Genomic DNA, 15,289 nt, shown 5'->3' with positions numbered 1-15,289 from the left:
AAAAAAGGCGAAAATAATGTCGAAAAAAGTTCTTGATTTTTTTTCTTGAATCCGTATACTCAGAAATATAAGTAATCCGAAACGTTTTGGAGGAAAGCAATTGGCTACAATTAAAGACATATCACAAATGACGGGATTTTCGATTACGACCGTATCCAGAGCTCTGAATGGGTACTCGGACGTCAGCGATAGTACGCGCAAACTGATTAAAGAAGCCGCGGAAACCTTGAACTATAGTCCAAATGGTCTAGCGAGAGGCCTGGTCATGAAGGAAACCAAAACGCTGGGGTTGCTCGTATCAGGTATGACGTACAAAAACATCGATAACAACTTTGTTTTCGAAGTGCTTTGCGGTATTAATGATAGCGCTGCCAATTCGGATTATGATCTGATTTTGTTCAGCACAAATACAGCGAAGCAAAAGATGAAAACGTACACACAGCTGTGCAGGGAACGAAAGGTGGATGGTGTCATTCTTCAGGGTGTGAAGACGGATGATCCGTATTTGCAGGAAGTATTGGATAGTGACATTCCTTGTGTATTGATTGATATACCCATTCACAGTGAGTATGTTGGTTTTGTATCAACGAATCACAAACAAAGTGCACAAACTGCTGTAGAGCACCTTATTGGTTTGGGTCATCGGCAGATTGCCATGGTGAACGGGTACCCCGAGGCTTTTGTATCCAAGGAGCGCTATGAAGGATATTCCGATGCAATGCGAAATGCAGGGTTGAGCTTGAAGCCTGAATGGATCGTAAACGGGAATTTCACGGAAGAGGAAGCACAGCAACAAGCTTCTGAATTGTTGAAGACATATCCGGAAATTACCGCAGTCTTTTGCGCAAGCGACATGATGGCTCTGGGTGTAATGAAGGCTGCGAATGAAATAGGCATCTCTATACCGGATGAATTGTCTGTAGTGGGATTTGACGACATTCCAACAGCCGCTTATTTTCAACCACCACTCACCACCATCGGCCAGAACATGTATCAGTTGGGACATGAAGCTGCAAACCTGCTGATGGGCATGCTGAGATCGGAAGACAGCCCCAAATTTAATATTTTGCAAAATGAATTGGTTTTGAGATCCTCGACAGCCAAACCAGGTCGCTAAGTTTAGCTGAGAATACGGTTCGCGAGGGATTGCAAAATGAACGAGATGAAAAGAGCACCGGAATGTTTTATTAAATCCGAAACGTTTCGGTATTATTTTCACTCAAATCCAAAACGTTTCGGATACAACATAAGATAGACATAGGGGGAATACAAATTGCTGAAATACGATGCAGGACAAGGAGAATGGAGTAACTGGCTGGTAACTGAAACCGGGTTTGATCCGGCTCATCAAGGGAAAGGCGAAGCTGTGCTCTCACTTGGAAACGGCTACATGGGACTTCGCTCCGCAACGGACGAGAATTATGTTGGACAGGTGCGGAACTGGTTCGTAGCCGGAACCTTCAATAAGTTTGACGAGCATGAGGTAACAGAACTCCCTAATGCAGCGGATGTAACGGAACTTTCAATCACCCTGAATGGGGAAACCTTCAGCTTGGAAAAAGGAAGAACGATCAGCTATAGTCGTCAACTGAATCTCAAAAACGGTGAGCTGAATCGTAACGTGGTATGGCAGAGCCCAACAGGAGAAAGCTTTGAACTTCAATTCCGTCGCTTTATTTCCTTGAGCAACCGTCATCTGGTTGGTTCATCCGTAAGCATCAAGCCACTGGATGGTCAGGCACGTGTTCACATTGCATCTGGTATTAACGGACAATGGACGAACTCGGGTGCGCAGCATTTCACGGAAGGTGAAAAACGGATATTTGAAAAGACTTATATTCAAATGACGTCAACGACGACACAATCGGCTGTTGATTTTGTAACCAATACGGTGCATCACTGGCAGCTGAATGGTGAAAAAGTTGAGCCGGAATTGCGTCAAACGATGGGACGCCGCAAGGTTGGCATCGAAGGCACAGTGACCGTGGAAGCCGGACAATCGGTAACACTGGAAAAAATCTCGAATGTGCATACCAGCCGCGATCTGGTGTACAGCAACGGTGGTTATTCACTGGATCAAATGCGTGAATCTTCACTGACAGAACTGAAGCAAGAGTCGCAAAAAGGGTATGATCAGCTGTTTCGTGAAAGCGCTAACGCCTGGGCGGATACCTGGTCCACGTACAACATTGAAGTGGACAGCACAAGCGGATATGACCAGCTTGCTATCCGTTTCGCCATCTATCATCTCGTCATTATGACACCTGCTCATGATAATCGCATGGGAATCGGGGCGAAAGGATTAAGTGGTGAAGGGTACAAGGGACATTCCTTTTGGGATACGGAAATCTTCATCCTGCCTTTCTTCATCTACAGCAATCCCAAGATCGCAAGATCCTTGCTGGAATATCGATATCAGGGGTTGGATGGAGCTAGAAGCAAGGCCAAGGAGAACGGATTCGAAGGAGCCATGTATCCATGGGAAGCAGCCTGGATCGAAGATGGCGAAGTTACACCGGTATGGGGAGATGTAGATATCGTAACCGGAGAACAGACGAAGATCTGGTCCGGCTTCATTGAACAGCATATTACCTCTGACATCGCTTATGCCGTTTGGCATTACGTCCAGTCTACAGGCGATGAGGCGTTCATGGAGCAATATGGCTACGAGATCATTTTTGATACAGCAACGTTCTGGGCCAGCCGTCTGGAGTGGGATGAGGCCAAGGGCCGCTATCACATCAATGAGGTTGTTGGACCGGATGAATATAAGGAACATGTGGACAACAATGCATTCACCAATCATATGGCTCACTTCAATATGGAACTGGCCATTCAATATTATGAAAAGCTTGAGCAGGAAAAACCTGAATTACTCAAGGCATTGTCTGCGAAGCTTGACCTGACATCAGCTAGGAAAACATGGAACAAGCTGGATCAAATGTATCTGCCAGGGCCAAATGAACAAGGACTTATTCCACAAGATGATACCTACTTGCAGAAGAAAGTCATTGATCTTACCCCTTATAAAAATCAGACGAAAGTCGCCAGCATCTTCAATGATTACAACCTGGATCAGGTTGGTGAAATGCAAATTTCGAAGCAGGCTGACATCATGATGCTGTTCTTCCTGCTTGAGAATAAATTTGAACCCGCTATCAAACGTGCGAACTATGACTACTATGAGGAAAAAACATTGCATGATTCCTCATTGTCGCTGTCAACGCACAGTATCCTTGCCAGTGACTTCGGTAATCGTCCGCTCGCTTATGATCTGTTCCGCCGGGCGTCCGAGATTGATCTGGGACCGCATATGCACTCTTCGGATGCAGGCATCCACTCAGCTTCTCTGGGCGGAATATGGGAATGTGTCGTGATGGGATTTGCCGGAGTTCGCATGTTGGATGGCCAGCTTCATCTCGATCCGAAGCTGCCAGAGTCCTGGAGCAGTCTGAAATTCCCGCTTTACTGGCAAAACCAGCTGTTGCATATCACAATCACGTCCGAGGGTATTCTAATCGAGAGTGATGCAGAGGAAGAAATTTCTCTCCTTCTGTCCGGTCAGCAAGTTACTTTCAGCAAACGGTTTCAAACCTTGGTTTAATATAAATCCATGTGGAGGTCATTCAAATGAAAAAAGGGTCCGCAAGTTTGGTCATGATGCTGATTTTGGTATTAGTGTTATCCGCGTGTTCTTCAGGTGGAAGCAACAGCGCGGAAGGCGGAAAAGGAGAAAAAGTAAAACTCACCTTCTCCGTATGGGGAGATGTCAACTCCGGTGCGGATGAAGTGAAGCTTGCGGAAGAGTTCAATGCTGCACACCCGGATATCGAAGTGAAGTTTGAGCCTATTCCAAGTGAAGGTTATGGAACAAAACTCACTACATCTCTGGCAGCAGGTCAGGCACCAGACGTATTCCTGGTTGGTGAAGGCGACTACTACAAATACGTTGATAAAGGTGTAATTGAGCCACTCGACGATTATTTGAGCAAAGACACTGCGTTTAATCTGGATATTTTTCAAAAGGATCTCATTGAAAATATGAAAATCGAAGGCAAACAATACTACTTGCCTAAAGATTTCAACCCACTTGCTCTGTGGTACAACAAACGTATGTTTGATGAAGCGGGAATCCCTTATCCAACAGATGAATGGACTTGGGATGACATGATTGCAACTGCACAGAAACTGACTAAAAAAGATGGAAAAAAATATACTCAATTCGGATTCAACGCAGGCAAATGGGAATATCCGATTTATACGTACCTGTGGGATAACGGTACAGACATCGCGAATGAGGATGGAACAGCTGCGGAAGGCTACATGAACAGTGAAAAAACGATAGCGGCAATGGATAAATATGTATCCTGGTCTCAAGGAGATAGCCGTGTATCCCCGACGCCACTGGATTCCGAGACACTTGGCGGAGATTCATCGATGTTCATGACAGACAAGCTCGCCATGATGATTACAGGTCGTTGGATCAAAGGTGATCTCGACAAATCCGATGTTCAATATGGTTCTGCACTGATTCCACAAAATACGGACGGTACTCGTTCAAGCATTATCGCAAGTGCAGGTTGGGCGATCAACGCAGCCGGTAAAAATAAAGAAGCGGCTTATGAACTGGTAAAATGGCTCTCGGGTACAGATGCACAGAAGCTTCGTTCTGCGAACGGTAAAGTACTGCCAGCGACTGTGAAAGAACTGGACGAAGTCAAAGCCAAAGAAGTAGCAGACAAACCGGTCATCGAAATGATGGATTATGCTAAAAAACCGGTCACCATGCGTTCTACAAACGGACCTGTGTTTGTTGAAGAATTCACCAAGGCGCTGGAAAAAGTGCTGCTTGGCAAACAGGATGTCAAAGGCGCTCTGGATGAAGCTGCGAAGAACGTTGACAGCAAAATCAAGTAAAAACCATGCGGGTGAGTCGGCGGCCATGCTGATTCACCCTCTTCATCAAGGAGGCTGCTATGCGTAATTCTAAATCCGAGCGTGCCGGGTATTGGTTCATATTGCCCTGGCTTATAGGCTTGTTGCTCTTTACCATTGGTCCAATGTTATTCTCCCTGCTGCTGGCATTTAGTAAATGGGATATTATCACCGGCGTACAATCGATCGAATGGGTCGGTCTGGATAACTTCAAAACGATGTTTCATGATGAGCTTTTCTATCAATCGTTGAAAGTTACCTTTATCTTCGCTCTGGTATCCGTACCACTATATCAAGTGGCATCACTGCTTATCGCCTTGCTGCTGAATATGCGGAACAGAGGCATGAAATTTTTCCGATTGATCTATTTCATGCCATCCGTCATTCCAGCTGTAGCGGCATCAATGATGTGGATTATGATTTTCAATCCGGAATACGGCATTCTGAACCGGGCGCTTGCCTTTTTCGGCGTACAGGGGCCAGCTTGGCTTCAAGATCCGAGCTATGCGCTGGGCGCACTGATTGTCATGGGTTTGTGGGGCGTCGGCAATACGATCATCATTTATTTGTCCGGCTTGCAGGGCGTTCCTGAAGAGCTGTATGAAGCTGCCAATCTGGATGGCGCGGGACCGTTTCAACGGTTTTTCAACATTACATTACCTATGATTTCCCCAACGGTGTTCTTCAACGTAATTATGGGTATCATCGGTGGATTCCAGTATTTCACACAAGCATTTGTTATGACCAACGGGGGACCGCTTAACTCGACCTTGTTCTATAACTTGTATCTGTACAATAAAGCTTTTACCGATTTTGAAATGGGTTATGCTTCGGCATTGTCCTGGGTATTGTTCATCATCATTCTGGCGTTTACGTTGCTGGTCATCCGCAGCTCTTCGATGTGGGTCTATTACCAGGGCGATAACGAAAAGGATTGAGAGGAGGACAAATGATGAATCAAGCAACGACACGGAAACCGGTCTACTCGAAACTATTCTCTATGCTCATGCTTATCGCTGGTGCAGCCGTCGTGCTGATCCCACTGTTATGGACGTTTGCAACGTCTCTTAAAACACCTGCCGAGGTGTTCAAAGATGATTTTTTCCCGGCTGTATGGATGTGGTCTAACTATAAAAATGCCGTCTTGGCCATCCCGTTTTTTACATTTTTGAAAAATACGCTGATTATTCTGATTCCGGTATTAGTCGGTACCGTATTCTCGTCTGCCCTATGTGCGTATGGTTTCGCCCGGTTTAACTTCCGCGGCAAACGCACGCTGTTCCTGGTGCTATTGGCGACGATGATGCTACCTTCGCAGGTAACGATGATCCCGATGTTCATCATGTTCAAGGAAATCGGCTGGGTTGATACATTTTTACCACTCATTATCCCTGCATTCTTCGGGGGCGGAGCGTTTAACATCTTCCTGATTCGCCAGTTCATGCGCGGTATTCCGCGTGATCTCGATGAGTCTGCTTTTGTAGACGGAGCCAATAAAATGCAGATTTTCACTAAAATCATGCTGCCGCTTTCCATGCCGCCACTGATTGCCGTATCGATCTTTACCTTTATGGGCGTATGGAATGACTTCCAGGGACCACTCATTTATCTGAACTCCAGTGAGAAGTATACGCTGGCTCTCGGATTGTCCATGTTCAAAGGGTTGTATAACGTGGAATGGAACATGCTAATGGCTGCAACGATGCTGATTATGCTTCCGCCACTCCTTGTATTCTTTGTTGCACAAAAATACTTTATTGAAGGCATTTCCATCTCTTCTGCAATCAAGGGCTAATCGTCCGTATGAATAGAAGAGATGAGCGGTGAGCCAAACCGCAGAGGAGGACTATCATGGCCACATTAACAAGCAGACATCCTTTTAATTTGTATTATAACGCAGGTGAATATGTAAAGATTTGCGGTACCCAGGACGGATACTTTCCCGACTTTGGGCATCATATGGCTAACGAAATGGGCGGTGTATGGCTGCATCCGATCAAGCTGCTGGACGGCTTCTGGCTGAAGGTAACCGATCTGGATCGCAACATTGCGGTATGGGCAAGGGCAGACGGATTCACAAGTGAATCCTGGGGCGGAAGCCGGTTCGATTATGATCACGGATTGAGCCACATTCCGGTATCCATTGAACGCAACCAGTTTGCCCCCGATTATGAAAAAGGCATGGTCGCAGAATATGAGATCAGCGCTTACGGCAAAGGAACAACCCGGCTCAAGCTGGAGCTGCTGTCACGTACCGATCTCCGTCCAGTGTGGTATTCCGATGAGATCGGAATTATCCCAGGAGCGGGTGAAACGGCAGAAGCTATTTCTTCGCGCAAAGTCATCGTCAAAGATGATGCCCAAGACTGGTATGCCATGATTGGAAGTGATCTGCCTGGAACGGTAATGACGGTTGGTCCTGAGATTTACGGACCAGAACTGACGGCAGGCAAGGGCACAGGCATTTCTTTTGTAACCGAATGCACGCTGGAGGAGAAGGATGTGTTCCGCTTCCGGTTATTTGTTGCCGGTTCGGAGTCGTCCCGTGAAGCCTGTGAGCAGACTTATGCAGTCATCGAACGTGACTACGTCAGCTTGAAAGAGCAGAAGCAGCAACTCTACGACAAGTTGGATCAGCGCGCAGTGCTGACCATTGAAGGCGAGGATGAGCTGAACGAGCAATTTGCCTGGGTGAAGCACAATAATCAGTGGCTGGTGCAACAAGTAGACGGCATTGGTCGTGGATTGACGGCAGGTGGACCCACGTATCCGTGGTGGTTCGGCTGTGACAGTACGTATGCGCTTCAGGGTGTGCTTGCTACGGGAGACCATCAACTGGTGCGGGATACGCTGAATTTGTTGCTGGAGAAATCCAAGGAAGCAAACGGTAATGGACGTTTTGTGCATGAAGTGACCACGATAGGAGCCGTGTCTAATCGCGGCAACACGCAGGAGACGGCACACTATATCGCCTTTGTATGGGAAATGTTCCTGTGGACCGGAGATGATGCACTTCTGCGCGAGCATTATGACTATTGTGTTCAGGGAATCGACTGGCTGCTGGGTGAGATGGACCCGGACGGAGACCTGTTCCCTTCTGGTTACGGCATCATCGAGATTGCCGGATTGAATATGGAACTGATTGATAGTGCCGTATATACAGCCAAGGCTCTTCAGGCGCTGGAGCACATGAGTCTCTATTTGGGTGAAACGAAGCGGCATCAGACATATCAAAAACTGGCTGAAAGAGCGGTACGCGCAGTGAATGATGTGTATTGGTCTGAAAAAGACAGCCTCTATGCGGATGCCGTTGCACCTGTTTCTGATATTGTGCCCAAGGTGGATTACATGGTTTCTCTCGCTGAAAAGCAAGGGATCACAGACTACCGGGAGTACGTGGAAGGATTGCTTGCCGATGCAGGTGAGGATCAGAAAGATCGCGGTTGGTTGCTGAACAAAAACTGGGTCATTGTCACCCCGATGGAAGCAGGAATTGCCGATCAGGACAAAGCACAGCGTGCTCTGGAAGCGATGCGAAATCGCGACTTCATTGGTGAATACGGTACTTATCTTGCTGCCATTTACCAACAGGGCACGATGACAATCTCTACCGGAGCACATGCGGTTGCAGAAGCGGCGTACGGGCATCCGGATCACGCACTGGATTTACTGCGTCGGATGGGGAAAAGCTTCTCACGTGTAGTGCCAGGTTCTTTCTCGGAGATGTCTCCGGACTACGGCTGTGTAGTGCAGGCGTGGACCATCTATGCACTGGCTGTACCAGTCGTACGACATTTCTTCGGCGTTCAACCGGAAGCACAGCATCGCCGTGTAACCTTATCACCTAATATGCCGCAGGCATGGGATAACAAAACATGCAGTCTGGAGCATCTGATGGTAGGCGATGCGGAGTTCGATATCCATTTTGAATCCCGTGAGGGCAAACGTTATGCGAGCATTTCCAACGCATCGGGCTGGACGGTCGTTCTGGACTGGAAGGGCGAGAGACGGGAAAGCAACGAGAAACGGATTGAATGGCAACTATAATGTTCAACTAAAAATTTATACGATAACGGAGAGGGCAGAAATAACCTGAAGAAACGCAGTGTTCGCCTTTATTCCCGGATTTTCCCTTCTGAAAAGGATATCAAAAAAATCTGGGGATAACAGCGATCGGAAGGTTGTTCTGTCATCGTAGTGGCCAGTGTAAATATCTTTTAGTTGAACTCAACTAGAGCAATGACATGGGGAGGAACGGGTAAATGAAAGGGAACGGAGCACTTCAAGCCGTTATTTTTGATTTGGATGGTGTCATTACCGACACGGCGGAGTACCATTATGTAGCGTGGAAGAAGCTGGGGGAATCGCTGGATATTCCGTTTGATCGGGAGTTCAACGAGCAGTTAAAGGGCATTAGCCGCGGGGAGTCGCTGGCGCGCATTTTACGTCTGGGTGGCAAGGAAGAGACATTTTCGGCTGAGGAAAAGGAAGAATTCGCACAGCGTAAAAACGAACATTATGTCTCGTTGCTGGACTCGTTGACACCGGAGCATACCTACCCTGGAATTCGGGAATTGCTGCTTGAGCTGCAAGCCTCCGGCATTCCTGCGGTGATCGCCTCGGCCAGCAAAAATGCTCCTCAAATTCTGAAGGCGCTGGAGTTGGACTCGCTGTTCCGCTATGTGGTACATCCGGATTCCGTACCAAACGGTAAGCCAGCACCTGATCTGTTCCTGCGTGGAGCAGAAGAAGTGGGTGCTCACATTAAGGCCTGCATCGGCATCGAGGATGCGCAGGCGGGTATTGAGGCCATCAAATCCGCAGGCATGATCGCCGTGGGTATTGGTGAAGAAGCTGTACTTAAAGGTTCCGGAGCGGACGTGGTGCTGAAAGATACTACACAGCTCACGCTGTCCTTCCTGGAGCGTACGTTGCAGGAGCACAGCCATTAAGCAGAAAAGGGGAGATGCAGCATGAACCGGGCATGGTGGAAAGAATCCGTGGTATATCAGGTCTACTGGCGGAGCTTCCTGGATGCGAATGGAGACGGCATCGGGGATTTGGAGGGCTTGATGCTCAAGCTGGACTATATCAAAAGTCTGGGTATTGATGTCATCTGGCTTAATCCCATCTATGAATCGCCGGATAAAGATAACGGATATGACATAGCGGATTATTATCGCATCATGGCGAAAGCCGGAACGATGGAGCAGTTCAAGCAATTGCTGGACAAGGTACATGAACTGGGCATGAAGCTCATTATGGATCTGGTGGTCAATCATACATCAGAGCAGCATGCATGGTTCGAAGAATCACGTTCATCTGTCGATGATCCGAAACGCGACTGGTATATATGGAAGCCGGGTAAACAGGATAGCCCGCCGAACAACTGGCGCTCCTATTTTGAACCGTCGACCTGGACCTACGACGAGCGGACGGGAGAGTATTATTTCCACTCCTTTGCCAAGGAGCAGCCTGATCTGAATTGGGAAAATCCCGAGCTGCGTCAGGAAATTTACCGGATGATGCGTTTCTGGCTAGATCAGGGTATTGACGGCTTCCGCATGGATGTTATTAATCTGCTCGCTAAGCTGGAAGGTTTCCCGGATGCGGAGCACCCGGAGAACATTGATTATCTGGGCAATAATCCGGGCATTCATGAATATTTGCAGGAAATGAATCGGGAGGTTCTCCAGCATTATGACATCATGACTGTAGGAGAAATTCCGTTTGTCACACCAGTAGATGGCCTTCTGTATGTGGGGGATAACCGGAAAGAGCTGCATACGTTATTCCATTTCCAGGTGGCGGATGACATGCCTACTTGGGATCTGGCACGGTACAAGGAAATTCAGGAGAGCTGGTATGAAGCATTCCGCCATGAAGGTTGGAACTCCCAGTTCCTGAACAATCACGATCACACCCGACAGGTTTCGAGGTACGGCAATGATGGACAATACCGTGTGGAATCCGCCAAACAACTGGCGACCATGATTCATACTCTTCCGGGAACACCGTATGTATTCCAGGGAGAGGAGATCGGCATGACGGGTGTCCGGTTCTCTTCCATTGATGAATATCACGATATTGCAATGAAGAACAAGTATAATGAAGAAATCGGTAAAGGTCGTGCGCCAGATGAAGTGCTCCACAGTCTTCAGCCGCTGAGCCGGGATAATTCCCGGACACCAATGCAGTGGGATGGCAGCAAGCACGCCGGGTTTACCGAAGGGCAGCCGTGGATGCAGGTGAATCCCAACTATGAAGAGATTAATGTGGAGCGGGATTTGGCCGCGCAGGACTCCATATTTTCATATTACCAGCAGCTGATTGCCCTGCGTAAAACACACGCGGTTATGGTCTATGGAGATTATAGTGACCAATCGGCAGGGGAAGAGCATGTATATGCATATAGCCGCAGTCTGGATGGAGAGACATGGCTTGTCATTCTCAATCACTCGGACCGGGAGCAGTCCTATCGTCTGCCTGCTTCATTCGCTGATCGAGCGACGAATGCCCGCTTGATCATTGGCAATCTGGATCGGTCAACCTCCGATGAGGTTAGAAACGGCACCGTTCGTTTGCGTCCTTATGAGGCGCTCATTTACTCCTTATAATACATCGCAAGATCAGCAGAGCCTGGCGGGGATTTTCCCGTCGGGTTCTTTTTTTATAAAAAAAAGGTACACAAAAGATACATAATGAACTAAAATGAACTTATATGAACATTATCTGACTAACGAAAGGAATGGATTAATGATGCAAAACCGTTATGCTGCACACCCAAATGAAGTGAAAAACTATGATACCTCCCGTCTGCGCGAGGAATTTCTGATGGAGCAATTGTTTGCCACAGATGAGTTGGTAACCGTTTACTCTCATGTAGATCGTTATATTGTAGGAACGGCTGTACCTCAAAGCAAGGATATCGCACTTGAAGTAAATCTGAAGGATATCGGAACGAACTTTTTCCTAGAGCGTCGTGAAATCGGTATCATTAATGTTGGAGGCCATGGAACCGTGACAGCTGACGGTCAAGGCTACGAGATTGGTGCGAAAGAATGCCTGTACATCGGCAGAGGTGTAAAAGAAGTCGTGTTCAAGAGCAGCGGCAAGGATCAGCCGGCTCAGTTTTATTTTGTATCCACACCGGCTCACCACACATATCCAACAGTAAAAGCAACGCAAGAACAAGCTCAGCCGAACCACCTCGGCAGCATCGAAAGCTCGAATGAACGGACGATCTATCGCTATATCCATCAGGGAGAAGGCGGGATTCAGAGCTGTCAGCTGGTGATGGGCATTACGGAACTCGACAAGGGCAACATGTGGAATACGATGCCTGCACATACCCACAACCGCCGTTCCGAAGTATACTTGTATTTCAACCTGCCGGAAGATGGCGTCGTATTCCATATGATGGGCGAGCCAAATGAAACACGGCATCTGGTTGTACGTGACCGTCAGGCCATCATCTCTCCTAGCTGGTCTGTCCACAGTGGTGTCGGTACGAGCAGCTATACCTTCTGCTGGGCAATGGCTGGGGAAAACCAGACGTTCGAGGATATGGACGGCGTGGCGATGAAAGACCTGAAATAGGCGCGTAAATTCCAAAGAAACAGGAAGTTGATCTGTGATGAATCCATTGAAAAGACATGAAAAAATTATGGAGGCTCTGCTGGAGCGGCAGGAAGTCACCGTTAGTGATCTGAGTGAACTGCTGCAGGTGACGGGCAAGACCGTACGGGAGGATCTCGATAAGCTGGAAGGCATGGGATTGCTCGTACGTGTCCATGGGGGTGCGATGCTGGCTCAGAACGACCAGTACGGCATCCTCACGAGTCGTGGGGCTACGGAAAAGCATCATTCGGAGAAAACGGAGATTGCCGAGCGAGCCCTTGCGTATATCCGACCAGGAGATATTGTTGCGCTGGATGGCGGGAGCACTACGTTGGAGATGGCGAAGAGATTGGACAATCAGCCCATTACGGTGGTTACCAATGATCTGTTCATTATTGCTGAGCTGACCAAAAAGGAGCAGGTGCGACTGGTTGTGCCCGGTGGGGCAAGAGTCCGCAATATGCTGGTGGGAGACGATACGGCGGCCTTCATTTCCGGTCTCAACATTCATAAAGCGTTTATCTCAACGACGGCACTTCATCCGGAATTTGGACTTTCCATATATACAGGAGATCTGGTGCCGCTAAAAAAAGCAATGATCTCTGCTTCTCAGCAGGTCTATGGCGTCGTGGATCATTATAAATTCGGACAATTTGCCCTTCGGACCTTTGCTCACTGTTCGGAGCTGGACTGCATCATCAGCGACAGTCGGCTGGATGAGGAAACAGCAGCCCTGTACAGGCAAAATGGCATCGAAGTGGATTATCAGAGCTGATCTTCAGTTCCACAGTGGTTACATGACTGCCGAGGCTGAAGAACACGGTTTGCAACCCAATAACCATGCGGAGGAATCATTCATGAACCCATTTGATTTAAGCGGACAAGTTGCACTTGTCACTGGCACATCAGGAGGTCTGGGGCAAGGGATGGCGATTGGCCTTGCTGAAGCCGGGGCAGATGTTGTGCTGGTGTCCTACTCCAATCCATCGGAAACAGCGCGTGCCATTGAGGCTCTCGGACGCAAAGCGTCTGTAATTGAAGCTGATTTGAGCCGTGAGGATGAATTGACCGGGGTGTTTGAAAAGGCATTAGCCTTTCAAGGGAGAATTGATATTCTGGTCAACAATGCGGGAATTATTCGTCGTACACCTGCAGCCGATCACGGTCAGCAAGACTGGCATGATGTCATAGGTCTAAACCTGAATACGGTATTTTTCCTGAGCCAGTTGGCTGGCAGACATATGATTGAACGGGGAAGTGGCAAGATCATTAACATTGCATCCATGCTATCTTATCAGGGTGGAATTAATGTACCGGGATACACGGCCAGTAAACATGGGGTAGCCGGTTTAACGAAAGCACTCGCGAATGAATGGGCAGGCAAAGGTATTCAAATCAACGGGATTGCACCAGGCTATATGGAAACAGACAATACAACTCAGATTCGCGCCGATGAAAATCGGTACCGTGACATCACGGCACGGATTCCGGCTGGACGCTGGGGAACACCTGAGGATCTGAAAGGTCCGGTTGTTTTCCTGGCATCGGCGGCTTCGGATTATTTGAATGGTCACGTACTGAATGTGGATGGCGGCTGGATGGCTCGTTAACCCTGTCAGCGATCAGATTGCAAAGGAGACAGTGACATGAAACTTGGTATTCTTGCGCATACGTTTGGCAAACAACCTACAGCACAGCTTGCACAGACCATCGCAGATAACGGATTTAATTCGGTCCAGCTGGCATTAGCCAAGGCCTTGTCGGATGTGGACTCGGCCAACGGCAAGCTGAGCCCTGGACTGGCGAATGAGATCGGAGATCAATTTGCACAGCGCGGAGTCAAGATTGCGGTACTAGGTTGCTACATTAACCCGATTGATCCTGATCCTGTGGCTCGTCGTGCAGACATTGAACGATTCAAGGAGCATCTGCGTTATGCCCGGGATTTCGGTTGCAGCATGGTGGCAACGGAGACAGGGGGCCTGGATACGTATCGCGACACTCATCCGGATGCATATGAAGAAAAGGCATGGACGGTGCTGCGGGAGACGGTAGAGGAACTGGCGGAAGAGGCGGAAAAGTGGGGCGTTCATGCGGCGATTGAGCCAGTATCTACCCATACGCTTCATACACGTGAACATATGATCCGTCTGTTTGAAGAAATTCCTTCATCCAATCTGGGCATGCTGTTCGATCCTTGTAATCTGATCAAACAACCTTATGTGGCTGACCAGTCTGCATTCCTGCGTGAAGTGATGGAAACGCTGTATCAGCGTATCATTGTCATTCATGCCAAAGATGTGGCTTTCAATGCGCAGGGTGAAAAGTTCAATCCGGTGCCGGGTGAGGGCATTCTGGATTATCCGTTATTTTTTGAACTATTGAAGACCTATAAACCACACATCGATATTTCACTAGAAGGGGTAACCGCGGAAGAAGCTGTCCCGGCGGCCAAGCATTTACGTGAAATATGGAGTGGCGTTCGGGTATAAACGGTATAAAATCACGCAGAAGTTCAGCAGGTGATGGTTGAAAAAAATCTGAAAAACCTTTGCGGGAGCAAAGGTTTTTTTGGTGTAGCAGTCTTACTGATACATATTTAATATTTCTCATCGGAAAAATCGGAAATATTTCTTTTCAAAAGCGACATCTTGTGAGAGAATATGGAAAACATACGCCACCATGTCATGACATCTAGGGATTTGCCAAACGTATAAGTTAAGGGAGGAAACAG

The 15,289-nt window shown here is 48.0% G+C and carries 12 protein-coding genes; all 12 read left to right on the top strand.

All coding sequences use genetic code 11. The annotated features are described in order from the left end of the window. Positions 1 to 100: 100 nt before the first annotated feature. The 12 genes from gpAD87_RS22335 to gpAD87_RS22280 all read left to right on the top strand — a co-directional run bounded on the left by gpAD87_RS22335 (position 101) and on the right by gpAD87_RS22280 (position 15,047). Positions 101 to 1,117 carry a LacI family DNA-binding transcriptional regulator gene (locus gpAD87_RS22335; protein WP_063566562.1) on the top strand — a complete coding sequence of 339 codons (1,017 nt, stop codon included), beginning with the start codon at positions 101 to 103 and terminating at the stop codon, positions 1,115 to 1,117. Positions 1,118 to 1,273: 156 nt separating this feature from the next. Beyond that, entirely contained in the window at positions 1,274 to 3,604 is a 2,331-nt protein-coding gene (locus gpAD87_RS22330) for a glycoside hydrolase family 65 protein (RefSeq protein ID WP_064640612.1), read from the top strand. 26 nt (positions 3,605 to 3,630) lie between these two features. After that, complete coding sequence (locus gpAD87_RS22325) at positions 3,631 to 4,917, top strand: ABC transporter substrate-binding protein (RefSeq protein ID WP_064640611.1); 1,287 nt, start codon at positions 3,631 to 3,633, stop codon at positions 4,915 to 4,917. 59 nt (positions 4,918 to 4,976) lie between these two features. Next, positions 4,977 to 5,873 (top strand): carbohydrate ABC transporter permease, encoded by an 897-nt coding sequence (locus tag gpAD87_RS22320; protein ID WP_053780124.1) that lies wholly within the window; start codon positions 4,977 to 4,979, stop codon positions 5,871 to 5,873. A 14-nt stretch (positions 5,874 to 5,887) separates the two neighbouring features. After that, entirely contained in the window at positions 5,888 to 6,730 is an 843-nt protein-coding gene (locus gpAD87_RS22315; RefSeq protein WP_063566566.1) for a carbohydrate ABC transporter permease, read from the top strand. Between the two features lie 56 nt (positions 6,731 to 6,786). Then, a complete protein-coding gene (locus gpAD87_RS22310) occupies positions 6,787 to 8,982 on the top strand; it encodes an alpha-L-rhamnosidase-related protein (protein WP_064640610.1) in 2,196 nt (731 codons plus the stop codon). A gap of 215 nt (positions 8,983 to 9,197) precedes the next feature. Beyond that, the gene (gene pgmB / locus gpAD87_RS22305; protein ID WP_064640609.1) at positions 9,198 to 9,887 is read left to right on the top strand and encodes a beta-phosphoglucomutase; all 690 of its coding nucleotides are present in this window, start codon (positions 9,198 to 9,200) and stop codon (positions 9,885 to 9,887) included. 21 nt (positions 9,888 to 9,908) lie between these two features. Then, the gene (locus tag gpAD87_RS22300) at positions 9,909 to 11,552 is read left to right on the top strand and encodes an alpha-glucosidase (RefSeq protein WP_064640608.1); all 1,644 of its coding nucleotides are present in this window, start codon (positions 9,909 to 9,911) and stop codon (positions 11,550 to 11,552) included. Positions 11,553 to 11,694: 142 nt separating this feature from the next. Continuing rightward, a complete protein-coding gene (gene kduI / locus gpAD87_RS22295; RefSeq protein ID WP_063566631.1) occupies positions 11,695 to 12,534 on the top strand; it encodes a 5-dehydro-4-deoxy-D-glucuronate isomerase in 840 nt (279 codons plus the stop codon). Positions 12,535 to 12,571: 37 nt separating this feature from the next. Continuing rightward, the gene (locus tag gpAD87_RS22290; protein WP_063566570.1) at positions 12,572 to 13,330 is read left to right on the top strand and encodes a DeoR/GlpR family DNA-binding transcription regulator; all 759 of its coding nucleotides are present in this window, start codon (positions 12,572 to 12,574) and stop codon (positions 13,328 to 13,330) included. 82 nt (positions 13,331 to 13,412) lie between these two features. Then, complete coding sequence (gene kduD / locus gpAD87_RS22285) at positions 13,413 to 14,165, top strand: 2-dehydro-3-deoxy-D-gluconate 5-dehydrogenase KduD (RefSeq protein WP_064641138.1); 753 nt, start codon at positions 13,413 to 13,415, stop codon at positions 14,163 to 14,165. A 36-nt stretch (positions 14,166 to 14,201) separates the two neighbouring features. Beyond that, positions 14,202 to 15,047, top strand: coding sequence for a sugar phosphate isomerase/epimerase family protein (locus gpAD87_RS22280; protein WP_064640607.1), 846 nt, complete (start codon positions 14,202 to 14,204; stop codon positions 15,045 to 15,047). Positions 15,048 to 15,289 lie beyond the last annotated feature (242 nt).

The sequence above is a fragment of the Paenibacillus sp. AD87 genome (assembly GCF_001659845.1).
GTDB lineage: Bacteria > Bacillota > Bacilli > Paenibacillales > Paenibacillaceae > Paenibacillus > Paenibacillus marchantiae.
The sequence above is the reverse complement of the archived record's forward strand: the minus strand, read 5'-3'. Positions and strand labels throughout refer to the sequence as shown.